Genomic DNA, 14,268 nt, shown 5'->3' on the forward strand with positions numbered 1-14,268 from the left:
CTAATCGTGCGTAGGAATTTCCCTACCTGACAAAGGTATTTTCCCTGTTAGGCTCGTAAGGAACAACAAAGGTGTCCATTCCCACAACACGACCTGATTCAAAACGTATCAAAAAAATCTTTGTATCCGTGATCACTGTAGTGTAGCTATATTCCCACTCCTCTCTACCATTATCAAAACGTCTAAAATTAGGAGCACCGAAGATCTCTTTCACCTCTTTTTGAGACATACCTTCAGTTATCTTCATCATTTTATCGTCAAGACTCTTCATTGTAGCACAGCTACTCAAAAGGAATAAGAACGAAAAGAATAAAATAGATAATTTCTTCATCTTAGTTATTGTATTATTTCACGCAAAAATATCAGAATTGAACAGATAGAATAGAATCTTTGCGTGAAGGATTAACATTAAGGTTTTCTTTGGCTTTGCTAATCTATTTCATCAGCCAACAAGTTCAAGACCAACATCAGTCAGCTTGATAAGGCGCCTTCTATATAAGTCGCCAACCGCTTTCTTAAAGGTTTTCTTGCTCACCTGAAAGATATCATAAATTTCTTCTGCCGGACTTTTGTCATTAACAGCCACACTACCGCCATGTGTTTGAATATATTGCAGTAAGCTTTTAGCAAAATCATCGATCTTTTCAAAGCCCGGTTTCTGGAGCACAAGGTCAATTTTCTCATCCTCGCGTACCTGCTTTACATAAGCTTTCAGCGTCATGCCTGTATGCAAAGGCTGAAAGATTTCACTGTCATACAGCAATCCGCCAAACTTATTATCTATAATAGCTTTGAAGCCCAAATCAGTTTTCTGCCAAATGAGAATGTTCACCTCATCATCGGGCTCATAAGTAGGTTCTTCTTTAGAAAAATAACGTTCGACCTTGGCCGATGCTACAATGCGATAGCTCTCCTCGTCAACATGAGCATGTATCACATACTTATTGCCCACTAGCATCTTCATCTTTTGCTCACTGAAAGGAACAAAAAGGTCTTTCATCAGACCCCAGTTAAGGAAAGCACCAAACTGATTTACCCACGCCACTTCCAAACAAGCAAATTCGCCTACCTGCACCAATGGAGTCAGCGTTGTAGCAATCAGTCTCTCCTCATTATCGAGGTATAGAAAAACATTCAAAAAATCGCCAACTTGACAATTATCGGGAACATAACGGGTGGGTAATAATATCTCGCCTTCCTGCTCACCGTCAAGATACACTCCAAAATCTACGGTCTTCACAACCTCTAGCGTATTAAATTTGCCTAGTTCTATGTTCATACATTCATTTATTTAAATGCAAAGATAACTTTTCCTTGTCTTTTTATATCTATATTTGCAAAATAAATGGATAAGCAGCCACATTCATGAAGAACTTCTGGTATTATATTATGGCCTTGGCAACGGTAGCTATCTGGGGCACTACATTTGTTTCCACCAAGGTATTATTGCAACACGGACTCTCGCCTACAGAAATCTTACTTTATCGTTTTCTTCTGGCTTACGTCAGCATCTGGTTTTTCTCTTCAAAACGGTTATTGGCCAACAACCTACGAGATGAAGCTTTGCTATTTGCTGCCGGAGTGTGTGGCGGTTCGCTTTACTTCATAGCAGAAAACACAGCACTTCAGATTACACTCGCCTCCAATGTATCACTTATTTTATGTACCACGCCTATACTCACCGCTTTTCTCTTACATCTGACAGATAGGAAAGAACGAGTAAAGAAACGACTGCTTTATGGATCGGGTATGGCGTTCATTGGAGTTGCATTGGTCGTATTCAACGGCAATATTATACTCAAAGTCAACCCATTGGGCGATCTATTGACAGTTGCTGCTGCCTTGATGTGGGCTTGTTATGGCATCATATTGAAAAGACTCGACCGAAAGTACAGCGTACTGTTCATTACCCGGAAGGTCTTTTTTTATGGCATCATCACCATGCTACCCGTCCTTGCATTCTCACCTTCGCAAATCCATATATCTATTCTGAGTCAACCGATAGTAATAGCCAATCTTGTTTTTCTCGGCCTGATAGCTTCTATGCTTTGCTATATCATGTGGAACACAACAGTGAAACAACTGGGAGTAGTGCGAACGACAAATTACATCTACATTATCCCTTTCGTCACGCTTATCTCTTCAGCTATTGTCATTAATGAAGTCATCACTTATATCGCGATCATCGGCTCCATATTCATCTTTTTGGGAGTCTATATAGCTGAGCAGGGAGATAAAATTGGTCGTTTCCTGCATTTAGCAAAAAAGAGAGGTAAGAGTGAAACACCTACCCCTCTTCTTCCAAACCAACAAATCTAAGCTCTCGACACTTCAAGAGCCACGAGCAATATAATCATGTCTAAGGGTTAGCATTAAAAACCTATTTTGGCCATTACACCGATTATACAACGGCTTCCGCCCACAAAAGTAGGTAGCCCTATCGTATCACCACTGTTTCCGGCATCAATGATGTATTTCTTATCAAATACATTTTTTCCAAAAGCTCCAATCTCGTAATACCAATTACGTGGATGCATACGTAAACCTGCTGTAAAGTTGGCCAATCCATATCCCGGCTGGCTCAGATCTTCACGGTTACTGTCTTCAAAGTATACCTGAGACTTGTATGAATAAGACGGGCGAAAGTAAACCGCAGCGGTTTTACTCACCGGCACATCTAAGTCAATACCTGCCGAGAAAGTATTCTTCGGAGTAAGACGAAAACGATTACCTGCATATTCTTGTGCATTTCCATTCTCGTCAGTGTCATTAAACTTACCATCGATAGAAGAATAGTTACCGAAGATGCTGAAACAACGCACAGGACTGTATCGCAATCCGGCCTCCACGCCAAAGGTATGTGCCTTTCCTGCATCATCAGCCAGATATTGAGGTGCGAGGCTTCCTTCAACGGTTTGCAACGTAGTCGTCTGGAAGTGATTCCAATCATAATAATAAGCACTCAAGTCATACGATAATATACCGTTTGCTACTACTCCTTTAATGCCGGCTTCATAGCTATAGATTATTTCGGGTTGTAACTTAGTCACCTTAGCAGGCAAAACCAATATCACACCGGGGCGGCGACCTCTGGAAGCACTTACGTAGATGTTATTACGTTTGAACATATAGTTCAGCGCCAAACGCCCAACCCAAGAAAGATAGTCGCCGGATGCAGTTATTTTTCCGTTGGAGATAGGGTTCATCAGATTGGCGGAGCCATTCATCATCATTCCAAAGATGCTGGGTTGTGCCGAAACATCCGAACGATAGCCACCCACTTGATGTTCGTAGGATGCACGCAGACCGGCAGTCAGTGCAAGAGCCGAGGTCAATTTATAGGTTCCGTCAATGAAAATCTCGGCAGCCTGATTGGTTCCATAGTTTTTGGAAGACTCTTCGTGATAACTATTTATTGGTTTTCCCGACAATTGGTCTACTTGCTGAGTAATCGACTTAATAACATCAGCAGGCACTTTCATAGCAGCTAGAGCCTGTTCAAGAGTTACAGCCGTTCCCATCTGGCTACTAAACACTGCTTCGAGCGTTTTTCTTATTTGTGGTAAGTTAGTCACGTATTGTGCTTTACCATCCACTACCGGTGCTTGATCAGGAAATAAAGAGTTTTATTGCTGTCCGGTAAAAATTGAAAAGCATAAAATATCTGTCCGAATTGCCTATAAAAAGGCAGTTCGGCTTTTTCCTTCAAAAAGCAAGCCCTCTTAATCAAAGAGTGTTGGTTCTGGAGGTGATAAACTGGACTGGTTAATGATTCTCAACCATGCTTTTTCCGGATTTTCGCAGAACATATAGAGGTCAATGTAGTACATGAGTGTCTGCCTTATGATTGTTACAAGATTTGAGAAGCTCCATTTCCGTTTAATTCGTTTTCTTATGACAGATAATAGTAAGTTTGCAATAAGTGTTACCCATATCTGTGTTTTGATTGCGTTTACGCTCTCTCCAAAGAAGTATCTGAGTGGAAAATTCTGCTTCAACTGCTTGAACAGGCTCTCTATCTGCCAGCGCCGTAAATAAATGGCAATAATTTCTTCCGGTTCCAACTCAAAGTTATTGGTCAGAAGAACGCTTGAGTACTTCTTCTTTTCCTCCCAATACTCTATCCGACGTGAAACATGTGTTATATCGTCCTTTTTAAGCTCTATCATATGATCGCTTAGTACAACCAGCCCATCTTTATTCACAAGAAAATGGCCGTTAAGAGGGGTGTAGCGTAGGCTTTTCTTCATTTTGGTTACATAAAAGACTCCGTTGTCTGTTAATTCTTGAAAGACCTTATAGTCTATGTATGCCCTATCCATGGCTATGAATGCCCCACTTGTCAGTTTTAGTTTAGTAAGCATAACATGATCGTGAGTTGCTGCCGATGTGAAATGAATGTTATAAGGTACTCCTTCCTCGGCTTTGAGCACAGTGTGAACCTTTATGCCTCCTTTCTTCTTTCCATGCTTGGGATTGCGGCCTACACCTTTCAAAACGTTTGAAAACAGTGTTATTGTAGTAGAATCCATGATGTGCAGCAAGCGCTCCCAAGCCTTGTCCGTTCGGCTGTCCGCTAAATCATTTTTGTATTTCCGGTATAGGGAGAAATATATCTGCTCAAAGAACTCATTACTGCGCCTATTGTTGGCTTCTGCCAAAGTGCTGCGTTTTACCATGTAATCTATGCCTAGGTGATTGATCTTATTTGCCTCAGAGAGCATTCCTATTACGATTTCACGTAGAGAATCATAGCGCATCAGCACGGCGTAGAGCATTATTACAAAGTGAGAGTAGCCGTCTAGCTTCTTCACATAGCGCTCATGCAAACCTTTTCGGCTTATTCTTGCAATTTCTTGGCTATCGATCAATTTTAATAGCTGCGCATAAAGCGGCTGTCCGGTAAAATATGTATTTTTGCCCATAGATTTTCCTTTTAGGTGTGGTAACTGCAAAGGAAAGAAAAAGGGCTGGATTCCAAGAGAGGAAAACAGCCCTAATTTTTTGGTCCACTAATTTTTACCGGACAGCAATAAAAGAGTTTAAAATAGGAGCACTTTGTGCATCAGGCAGACCAAGTCCCTTAAACTGTTTAGCAAATTGGGCTTTAAGCAACGGGGATATGTAAGCCGGATAAAGACTTTGCTCGTTGATACGCATAGGTACTTCTTGTGAAGAGTTCTCATAGAAATAGCTAACTCCTCCGAAACCGGAAAAACGTCCTTTATTGTCATAGTTTAATCGAAACTCCTGGCTGAACTGCGTTCCTTTGGCTTTCTCGGATACCCAAAGAATGGGTGCGGGTGTTCCATCAGCATCGAACGATTCATCCGAATCAAATGCTCGAAATCCGGTAATAGAAGAAAGTTTCCAATTGTTATTTATTGCATGATCAAGCAAGAAAGATCCACCACCCACGTGGCGTTTGATGTAAAGTCCTTCGCCTCGTTCCAAATCTGCCGCACTGTTAGGGTCAGTATCTCCTCCTGCAGGAGCATAGGTTTTACTCTTAAACGATGTACCGGGATAGTTATCGTACTGATAGTCAAACACCAAATCGGCCGTTGTATTCTCACCCAACCAATAACGGGTGGAGTTACGCAAAGCAATCGTATTCTTTCCATTCAGTCTGCCACCCGACAAGTTTTTAATAAAACCGTCACGTTCGTTATAAGAGAAAGCAAAACGATTGGCTACTTTTTGATCAACGATGGGCGTATTAATAAAACCGGTTGCCAATTTCTGGTTATAGCTACCATAGCCCAAAGAGAGTTCCCCACTCAGTTCATTGGTGGCTTTATTACGGAGTACATGCACCGCACCTATTTCCGCACCACGTCCGAAAAGTGTTCCTTGGGGACCTTTAACAACCTCTACACGTTCAAGATCAAACAATTCCACCACCGAAGCACGAGATCGGGAGATAGAGACTCCATCTTGAAACACAGAGATACGAGGTTGTGAACGTGAATCGCCATCGTCAGAGGTTACACCACGAATGACATAACCCGGATTGTTAGGACTTTGCAATTGAATCTGCAAACCCGGGATGTATTGCGCCATTTCGTCAAATTGCTGCACATTGAGTTTCTTTAGGTTTCCACCGGAAAGAGTACTTACGGTTATCGGCACTTCAATGCTACTTTGACTACGCTTCTGGGTACTTACTACCACCTCGCCAAGCATCTGCACGTCTTCTTTCAGTACAATCGTCATGCCATTTTTTCCTTGCAGTTCTTGCCGTTGATAACCCAAATAAGAGAATATTAGCACAGTATGTGCAGAAGGAATATCCATTGAAAATGTACCGTCTGCACCTGTCGTTGTACCAGTTCCAATTCCTTTCACCGCAATACTTACACCTGGAAGTGATTCTCCTTTTTCGTTTACGACCTTTCCTTTTATAGCTACCGAAGGAGTACTTTCATTAGCTCTATTCATAGAGCCTACGGTGGCGGCATGTGCTATCTCCTGGGAACAACACATCAATAATCCTGCCAATAAAATAATTGACAGGACTTTACTTCCACGTCCCAATAATTCTCCGAAAATCCATTGAAACATTGAATTCGTAAATCTCCTAGAGACCTGCTTCACATTTGCTAAAGCATCAAAATGTTGAAAAAATAATAATTTGTGACTCATAATTTGTTTTTTCTACGTAGTTCTTTTATCTAGTATTATCGAAAGATCAAGGTAAGGGTGCAGTTGGAGAAGAAAACTGCACCGTAAAATCATTATCAGTGGGAAAGGTATCTTCCTTGAGTACTGAAGCGGCTATGCGAAACAGCCTTGCACAATGAGTTGAATATTTTTTAATGAGATTGGCCAACCTATGAATTTCTTGTCGGCTCTCATCTGATAACTTTTCATCACCACGGCAATTGGCTATTAAAGATTCGCCCACACAGCGAGCCGCAGCAATCTTTAGCGAATCCGGCACATTAGGAGGAAACACCGAAACAACCATCGTCTCAGCACCCTGAGCAATTGTTTCCTTCGCATATTCAGTAAATGAAAGGCCATTCAAATCCAAGGGAATAGATTCGAGAAAACGGCTTTTGATCTCCATCGAGTTATCCTTTACGGATACAAGCCGATAAGGTGAAGGATAGGTAACTGATGAACCTGTTTCTATATCATAGATAGTGTGCTTTCCTTTCTTGAAGCAAGCAATATCTTGCGCATGCGAGTGTCCGGTAAAGACAACCTCCAAACCTGCCGAAGCCAATTCGGACACTTGCTTTTTCCAATCATCCACCAGATAACCTTTCATAATGCGATCCTGATACTTCCAGTGAGATACCAGTCCATGGTGCATCATCGCAATGATTCGTATTCCTTTTTGGTGAGCATCCGCTATCTGTGCTTTAATAAACTTCATCGTTTCAGGTTTTATTCGTCCATCATGCCGACAGATATTCTTCTCAAAATTATTCTCTTCATACTTACAAGCATCAATGGCTAATATGCGCAAGCTATTGGTTGGCTGATAGACATAAGTAAGTGAATGTTTATCTCGTGCTAAAGCATCTCCATATCCGTAGTCAGCATAAATGTCTGCAAAATCAGCAGCAGAAACGGTACGCACTCTTTCAGTCTTCTTGCCCATAAACGACACCGCATGTGGATTATTCACATCGTGATTTCCCGGGATGACAAGTGCTTGTATACCTTCGTTCTTTAAACGCACGAGGCAACTGTCTACCAAGTAGCGATGGGAGACATATTCTCCGTCTTTGGTAAGATCTCCGGTAAGCAACACTACCTGCGGATGTTCTGCAATAAGCTTATCAGTAAATTCTTTAAGTATAACAGTAGATTCTCGCAGCATCTTTCTATCATGCATTAAGTAATCGTCAAACGCTTTTCCCTCTTCCATGAGTAAGGCCGGATCCATCACATGCACATCTGAAATAATAGCAATTCTACATTCGCCTTCTTTTCCGCTTATGCTGTTTTTGACTTGTCCCATCGCTAGAGTACTAGAAGCAAAACACAAAATCGTTAATCCGGCAACAGCAAATATTGGTAATCTTATTATCATATTTCACTTTTTTTTAGAGAAAGCAAAATAGAGGAAGAAGAAATACAATTCGATTACAGCACTGTTAACATTATGCAACACCTACTAAATCATTAAAAGATAATACGCATTATCAACTAAGTCAAGAAGAAGTAATACAAAACGTTTACTAGAAAAAAGAGATGAATGTAAACGTAAAAGCCGGAAAAGTATATCTTTGCAAATATGTTCTATCTAAATACGAATAAATTATGGAAACAAAATTGTGTCAAAGCTGTGGCATGCCATTAGAATCAAACGAAGTATTCGGCACAAATGCTGACGGTAGTAAAAATGAAGATTATTGCTGCTATTGCTTTGCTGAAGGTAAATTCACGAAAGATTGTACAATGGACGAGATGATAGCTCATTGCATTGAGTTTTTAGATGATTTCAACAAAGATTCTGAAGTGAAATACAGTAAAGAAGAAGCGATCATTGCCATGAAGGAGTTCTTTCCTACACTAAAACGTTGGCAGGTGTAAACAGCTATATATAATTAGTCGCGCTGTATAATTAGAAACCAATTTGACTAGACAGCCTTGCTTAGAGCTTTTTACACGATGAGTCTCTGATTACTAGATGTGTTGGGATAACTATCTGCACAGGAGTTGTCCTCGCCTTTATCTGTGCAAGTAACTGTTTACAAGATGCCTCGCCCATCTTGTAAGTTTGATGGGTAACGGCCGTAAGAGCAGGTTCTACGTAATTTGAATGCATCTCATCCGTATAACCAATCAGAGCAATGTCTTTCGGGATACATAGATGATGGCTCTTAATCTCTTTCATCGCAGCAAAAGCCAACGCATCATTCATGGCTAAAATGGCATCAGGTGGATTTGAGAGAGAGAGTAATCGGCGAGTAGCTTCGCGTCCTTCATCATAAGTCATTTTCTCGCAAATAACGAGTTCCTTTTCTATCGGTATTTTGTTTTGCCTCAATGCTTCCAAATAGCCATGCTTTCGCTCCTCTACTATCTTCAAATGATTGGCGCCTCCAATAAATCCGATACGTTTTGATCCTGTTTGCAACAAATGTTCTGTAGCAAGACGGGCCGATTCTACATTATCGGCAACAACAGAAGAGAATCGACCTCCGGGACAAATACGATCGAAAAACACCAACGGAATGTTCTGTGATTCTAAAGCTCCGAAATGACTATAGTCTGTTGTTTCTTGAGATAAACACGCTAGGATACCTTCCACACGAATATTTATCAAATCATCCAGACATTGTTTTTCGAGTTCATATTGCTCATAAGATGAAGTGATAATAACAGAATAGCCATTTTGTTTAGCTACATCGCTAATGCCGCTGATTATGGAGGAATAAAAGTGGGTTACCAAGTCAGGTACCAGAATACCAATAATGCGAGGACTGTTTTTAAGCAGGCTCATAGCAAAAGGATTCGGTCTATAGTTATATTTACGAGCAAGTGCCTTGACACGTTCTCGCATTTCAGGTCCTATTTCGGGACTATCCTTGAGAGCCCGGGATACGGTGGAAATAGAGACCCCAAGTTCTTCTGCCAAATTCTTTAGCGAGATATGCGTATTTGTCTTCATGGCAATAGCTATTTCCGCAAATATAACTGTTTCAGGTTACATTAGCAACAGATAATGCCGGATTGACGCAAACCTTTGCGTGCTTTTTTAGGCAACCATTCTTAGGTATATTCAACGTATGTTCTATTTTTGGCTATTAATTATCACTTTAATTAAAATATGCTATGATTTACAATGAAATTGGAAAGACAGGAATGAAAGTTTCAAACCTCAGCTTCGGTGCATCTTCACTCGGAGGAGTATTTCACGATATTCGTGAGGCAGAGGGAATAAGAGCGGTATTTACTGCAGTAGAGAAAGGTATGAATTTCATCGACGTTTCACCCTACTATGGACACTACAAAGCTGAAACGGTTTTAGGTAAAGCACTGAAAGATCTTCCCCGCGATGCCTATTATTTATCGACTAAAGTAGGACGCTACGGAAAAGATGGCGTAAATACATGGGATTATTCTGCCAAACGTGCCACAGAGAGTGTGTACGAAAGTATGGAACGCCTAAACATTGATTACATTGATTTGATTAATGTTCACGATATAGAATTTGCTGATTTGAATCAGATCGTTACTGAAACTTTACCCGCATTAGTAGAACTGCGCACAAAAGGAATCGTAAAACATGTAGGAATAACCGATCTTCAACTGGAGAATCTGCAATGGGTGATCGAACATTCCGCCCCGGGAAGTGTGGAAAGTATCCTTAATTTTTGCCATTACTGCCTGAACGATGATAAGCTGGTTGACTTTCTCGATTTCTTCGAATCACGCAACATTGGAGTAATCAATGCTTCTCCTCTCTCCATGGGCTTACTCTCACAAAGAGGCGTCCCATCTTGGCATCCGGCTCCCATCTCTTTGGTTGAAGCGTGTAAGAAAGCCGTTCAACATTGTTCATCTAAAGGCTGCGCAATAGAGAAGCTGGCCATTCAATACTCGGTAAGTAATCCACGCATTGCAACTACGCTCTTCAGTTCAGCCAACCCTGAAAATGTGGAGATGAACATTCAATATGCCGAAGAAGCAATTGATTGGAATCTGGTACAAGAGGTGCAAGACATTATCGGGGATCAAAAGCGCGTTAGTTGGTTTAACTCTTAACTACGTAAAAGAGGAATTACTATGAACGACTTTAAAATCATTGATGCACATTCTCACTTGTGGCTTAAACAAGACACAGTCGTGAATGGTTTACCGATTCGCGACATCGGCAACGGGCGTTCGGAGTTTATGGGTGAGGTGAGGCAAATGCTTCCTCCCTTTATGATTGACGGACAAAATTCTGCTGAAGTCTTCCTCTCGAACATGGACTATGCACAGGTATCGGCAGCAGTCATCACGCAAGAATATATTGACGGAATTCAAAATGAATATCTTCTCGATGTAATAAGCAGGTATCCTAACCGCTTCTTCGTATGTGGCATGTGCGAATTTCGCCAACCTGGCTATTATGACCAAACTAAAGAATTGCATCGTTTGGGTTTCAATGCTATCAAAATACCTGCACAACGTTTGTTACTAAATGAGGGAAGGGTGATGCTCAACTGTGAAGAGATGATGCAGACATTTGAATATATGGAAGCAAACAAAATGATTCTTTCTATTGACTTAGCCGACGGCGAAACGCAGGTAGATGAACTGAAAGAGGTTATTCAGCAATATCCTCATTTAAAGATCGCTATCGGACACTTCGGAATGGTAACGACTCCAAACTGGCAGGAACAAATCAAACTGGCTCGCTATGAGAATGTGATGATTGAGTCAGGAGGAATCACTTGGCTGTTCAATGATGAGTTTTATCCTTTTAAGGGAGCTATAAAAGCTATCCGTGAAGCCGCAGGATTGGTAGGTATGGAGAAACTAATGTGGGGCTCCGACTATCCGAGGACAATAACAGCCATTACTTACAAGATGTCTTATGACTTCGTCTTAAAGTCTCAAGAACTATCTGCTGATGAAAAAGCTCGTTTCTTGGGACAGAATGCTGAAACCTTTTATGGTTTTAAAAATCTCCCCCAATTGCCTTACATAAAAAACATGTCAGAATAACACCTAATCACCAATATAGTACAATTGTATACCATGAAAAAAAACAATTATTTATTACCTCTTGCTCTGGTTTTCTCTCTGTTCTTCCTGTGGGCCATCAGTAGTAATCTACTGCCTACTATGATTCGACAGTTAATGAAGACGTGTGAACTAAATGCGTTTGAAGCATCTTTTACCGAAACAGCCTATTGGTTGGCTTATTTTATATTTCCCATCCCTATTGCAATGTTTATGAAGCGTTATAGCTATAAATCGGGGATAATTTTCGGATTGTTACTGGCCGCATGTGGGGGCTTTCTATTCTTTCCGGCAGCTATATTGAAGGAATATTGGGCATACCTTTGCATCTTCTTCGTCATCGCTACGGGAATGTGTTTTCTTGAGACAGCAGCCAATCCTTATGTTACCGCTTTAGGCGATCAGGAAACGGCTCCTCGAAGACTAAACCTAGCCCAATCATTCAATGGATTGGGTGCATTCATCTCGGCAATGTTTCTAAGCAAGCTCGTACTAAGTGGCAATCATTATACACGCGACACTCTGCCCGCTGATTTTTCGGGTGGATGGGAAGGCTATATTCAAATGGAAACTGATTCCATGAAGCTCCCTTATCTAATTTTGGGATTATTACTAGTCGTTATTGCAATCGTTTTTGTCTTTTCTAAATTACCTAAAATCAAAGAAGGAGATACAGTAGAAGGTACTAATGAAAAAGAGGGAAAACTGATAAATTTTTCTGTACTGAAACGTTCTCACTTACGTTGGGGCGTCATTGCACAATTCTTTTATAACGGAGGACAAACGGCTATAAACAGTTTATTTTTGGTGTATTGCTGTACTTATGCCGGCTTTGAAGAAAATACAGCAACAACTTTCTTCGGACTCTACATGTTGGCGTTTCTATCAGGACGATGGATCGGCACCTTATTAATGATTAAATTCCGTCCGCAAGATATGCTATTGGTTTACGCTCTTGTCAACGTAGCCTTATGTGGAGTTATTGTTTGCTGTGGAGGAACAGTTGGACTATATGCTATGCTCGCAGTATCGTTCTTTATGTCCATCATGTATCCCACACAATTTTCTTTGGCTTTGAAAGGATTAGGAAGTAATACAAAGAGCGGTTCCGCTTTCTTGGTAATGGCTATTGTGGGCAATGCTTGCCTGCCTCAGCTCACGGCCTACATCATGCAGCTCAATCAAAACATCTATTACATAGCATATATTATACCAATGATCTGCTTCTTGTTCTGTGCTTACTATGGCTGGAAAGGATATAAGATAGTAGATTAATAGAGAAAGTCTAATAAGTTCGATTTTAATAAAAATAAAGATGAAAGCAATTCAAATTACAGCTCCTTTGGAAATGAAGGTAGTTGATGTAGAGAAGCCTGCAATGAAAGCAGATGAAGTCCTCTTGAAAATTAAATATGTTGGGTTTTGTGGTTCTGACTTGAATACTTATTTAGGCCGCAACCCTATGGTGAAATTACCCGTCGTGCCAGGGCATGAAGTAGGTGCGGTAATTGAAGCAATCGGTAGTGCTGTTCCGGCAGGATTGGAAGTGGGAATGAGTGTTACTGTGAATCCTTACACTAACTGTGGTAAATGCGCTTCTTGTCGTAACGGACGAGTGAATGCTTGCGAACACAACGAAACGCTGGGCGTGCAACGCAACGGTTCCATGAGTGAATACCTCTCTTTGCCCTGGGCTAAAATCATTCCGGCAACAGGTATTTCGCCTCGCGACTGTGCTTTAATTGAGCCTATGAGCGTGGGCTTCCATGCCGTATCTCGTGCTCAAGTTACTGATATTGATACAGTTATGGTAATTGGCTGTGGCATGATTGGCATGGGAGCGATTGTTCGTGCGGCCCTTCGTGGTGCTAAGGTTATTGCAGTCGATTTGGATGACGAGAAATTAGCATTGGCAAAACGAGTTGGTGCCCAGTACACGATTAACTCTAAGACGGAGAACGTACACGAATCATTGCAAAAGATTACAGAAGGTTTTGGTCCTGACGTTATTATTGAAGCTGTGGGTAGTCCTATGACTTACGTTATGGCAGTTGATGAGGTTGCTTTCACCGGGAGAGTTATCTGCATTGGTTATGCTAAGAGTGAAGTCGCTTTTCAAACAAAGTATTTTGTACAGAAAGAGCTGGATATACGTGGTTCTCGTAATGCATTGCCGGAAGATTTTCGTGCAGTAATTCATTACCTTAACCAAGGTACTTGTCCTAAAGATGAGCTGATTTCGATGACTGTTAAGCCAGAAAAGGCTACTGATGCGATGAAGGAATGGGCAGCAGAACCAAGCAAAGTATTCCGTATCTTAGTGGAGTTATAAACAAATAGGGACTTCTTTCAAGTAGCACTCATCTCTTATTCATTGTCTATACACAGATAACAGAAGATCTAAGTGCATTCTATAGGAAGATTAAGTGGTCACGCAGCTATGTGACGATAGTCACACGCTTGCGGGACAATGGTCACACAACTGAGGGACAATGGTCACGCAGTTGTGTGACCACTTCTTTTTAACGTGCAGATCACTTAGCATTAGTGTTCTTTTGCCTTACCTCAGCTAAA

The 14,268-nt window shown here is 41.1% G+C and carries 13 protein-coding genes; 6 read left to right on the top strand and 7 right to left on the bottom strand.

Annotated features, from left to right (window positions below; genetic code table 11):
• Positions 1-22 precede the first annotated feature (22 nt).
• Both bamE and BQ5338_RS13285 read right to left on the bottom strand, forming a co-directional pair.
• Positions 23-331 (bottom strand): outer membrane protein assembly factor BamE domain-containing protein, encoded by a 309-nt coding sequence (gene bamE / locus BQ5338_RS13280; RefSeq protein WP_071147300.1) that lies wholly within the window; start codon positions 329-331, stop codon positions 23-25.
• A 111-nt stretch (positions 332-442) separates the two neighbouring features.
• Positions 443-1,279 carry a CvfB family protein gene (locus BQ5338_RS13285; protein ID WP_071147301.1) on the bottom strand — a complete coding sequence of 279 codons (837 nt, stop codon included), beginning with the start codon at positions 1,277-1,279 and terminating at the stop codon, positions 443-445.
• 86 nt (positions 1,280-1,365) lie between these two features.
• Between BQ5338_RS13285 and BQ5338_RS13290 the strand changes: the two genes are divergently transcribed.
• A complete protein-coding gene (locus BQ5338_RS13290; protein WP_071147302.1) occupies positions 1,366-2,319 on the top strand; it encodes a DMT family transporter in 954 nt (317 codons plus the stop codon).
• A gap of 53 nt (positions 2,320-2,372) precedes the next feature.
• Here the strand turns inward: BQ5338_RS13290 and BQ5338_RS13295 are convergent, their stop codons facing one another.
• From BQ5338_RS13295 to BQ5338_RS13310, 4 genes are all read right to left on the bottom strand, one after another.
• The gene (locus BQ5338_RS13295) at positions 2,373-3,596 is read right to left on the bottom strand and encodes a TonB-dependent receptor (protein WP_139265254.1); all 1,224 of its coding nucleotides are present in this window, start codon (positions 3,594-3,596) and stop codon (positions 2,373-2,375) included.
• Positions 3,597-3,722: 126 nt separating this feature from the next.
• Positions 3,723-4,925 carry an IS4 family transposase gene (locus tag BQ5338_RS13300; RefSeq protein WP_071147304.1) on the bottom strand — a complete coding sequence of 401 codons (1,203 nt, stop codon included), beginning with the start codon at positions 4,923-4,925 and terminating at the stop codon, positions 3,723-3,725.
• 94 nt (positions 4,926-5,019) lie between these two features.
• Positions 5,020-6,645, bottom strand: coding sequence for a TonB-dependent receptor (locus BQ5338_RS13305; RefSeq protein ID WP_078063496.1), 1,626 nt, complete (start codon positions 6,643-6,645; stop codon positions 5,020-5,022).
• A gap of 46 nt (positions 6,646-6,691) precedes the next feature.
• Positions 6,692-8,047 carry a metallophosphoesterase family protein gene (locus BQ5338_RS13310; protein ID WP_078063497.1) on the bottom strand — a complete coding sequence of 452 codons (1,356 nt, stop codon included), beginning with the start codon at positions 8,045-8,047 and terminating at the stop codon, positions 6,692-6,694.
• Between the two features lie 230 nt (positions 8,048-8,277).
• Between BQ5338_RS13310 and BQ5338_RS13315 the strand changes: the two genes are divergently transcribed.
• Positions 8,278-8,550, top strand: a complete 273-nt coding sequence (locus tag BQ5338_RS13315; RefSeq protein ID WP_071147307.1) for a zinc ribbon domain-containing protein — start codon at positions 8,278-8,280, stop codon at positions 8,548-8,550.
• Between the two features lie 61 nt (positions 8,551-8,611).
• Here BQ5338_RS13315 and BQ5338_RS13320 read toward each other — a convergent pair whose 3' ends face one another.
• Positions 8,612-9,631, bottom strand: a complete 1,020-nt coding sequence (locus BQ5338_RS13320; protein ID WP_071147308.1) for a LacI family DNA-binding transcriptional regulator — start codon at positions 9,629-9,631, stop codon at positions 8,612-8,614.
• Between the two features lie 164 nt (positions 9,632-9,795).
• On the opposite strand from BQ5338_RS13320, the gene BQ5338_RS13325 reads away from it, so the two are divergent.
• From BQ5338_RS13325 to BQ5338_RS13340, 4 genes are read left to right on the top strand one after another with little or no spacing between them, the layout of a single operon-like run.
• Positions 9,796-10,728, top strand: a complete 933-nt coding sequence (locus BQ5338_RS13325) for an aldo/keto reductase (RefSeq protein ID WP_071147309.1) — start codon at positions 9,796-9,798, stop codon at positions 10,726-10,728.
• A 21-nt stretch (positions 10,729-10,749) separates the two neighbouring features.
• Complete coding sequence (locus BQ5338_RS13330; protein ID WP_071147310.1) at positions 10,750-11,676, top strand: amidohydrolase family protein; 927 nt, start codon at positions 10,750-10,752, stop codon at positions 11,674-11,676.
• A 33-nt stretch (positions 11,677-11,709) separates the two neighbouring features.
• Positions 11,710-12,969, top strand: a complete 1,260-nt coding sequence (fucP, locus tag BQ5338_RS13335; RefSeq protein WP_071147311.1) for an L-fucose:H+ symporter permease — start codon at positions 11,710-11,712, stop codon at positions 12,967-12,969.
• A gap of 40 nt (positions 12,970-13,009) precedes the next feature.
• On the top strand, positions 13,010-14,026 hold the full coding sequence (locus BQ5338_RS13340) for a zinc-binding alcohol dehydrogenase family protein (protein ID WP_071147312.1): 1,017 nt from the start codon (positions 13,010-13,012) through the stop codon (positions 14,024-14,026).
• The last annotated feature ends 242 nt before the right edge of the window (positions 14,027-14,268 follow it).

The organism is Bacteroides ihuae, from assembly GCF_900104585.1.
In the GTDB taxonomy this organism is placed as follows: Bacteria; Bacteroidota; Bacteroidia; order Bacteroidales; family Bacteroidaceae; genus Bacteroides; species Bacteroides ihuae.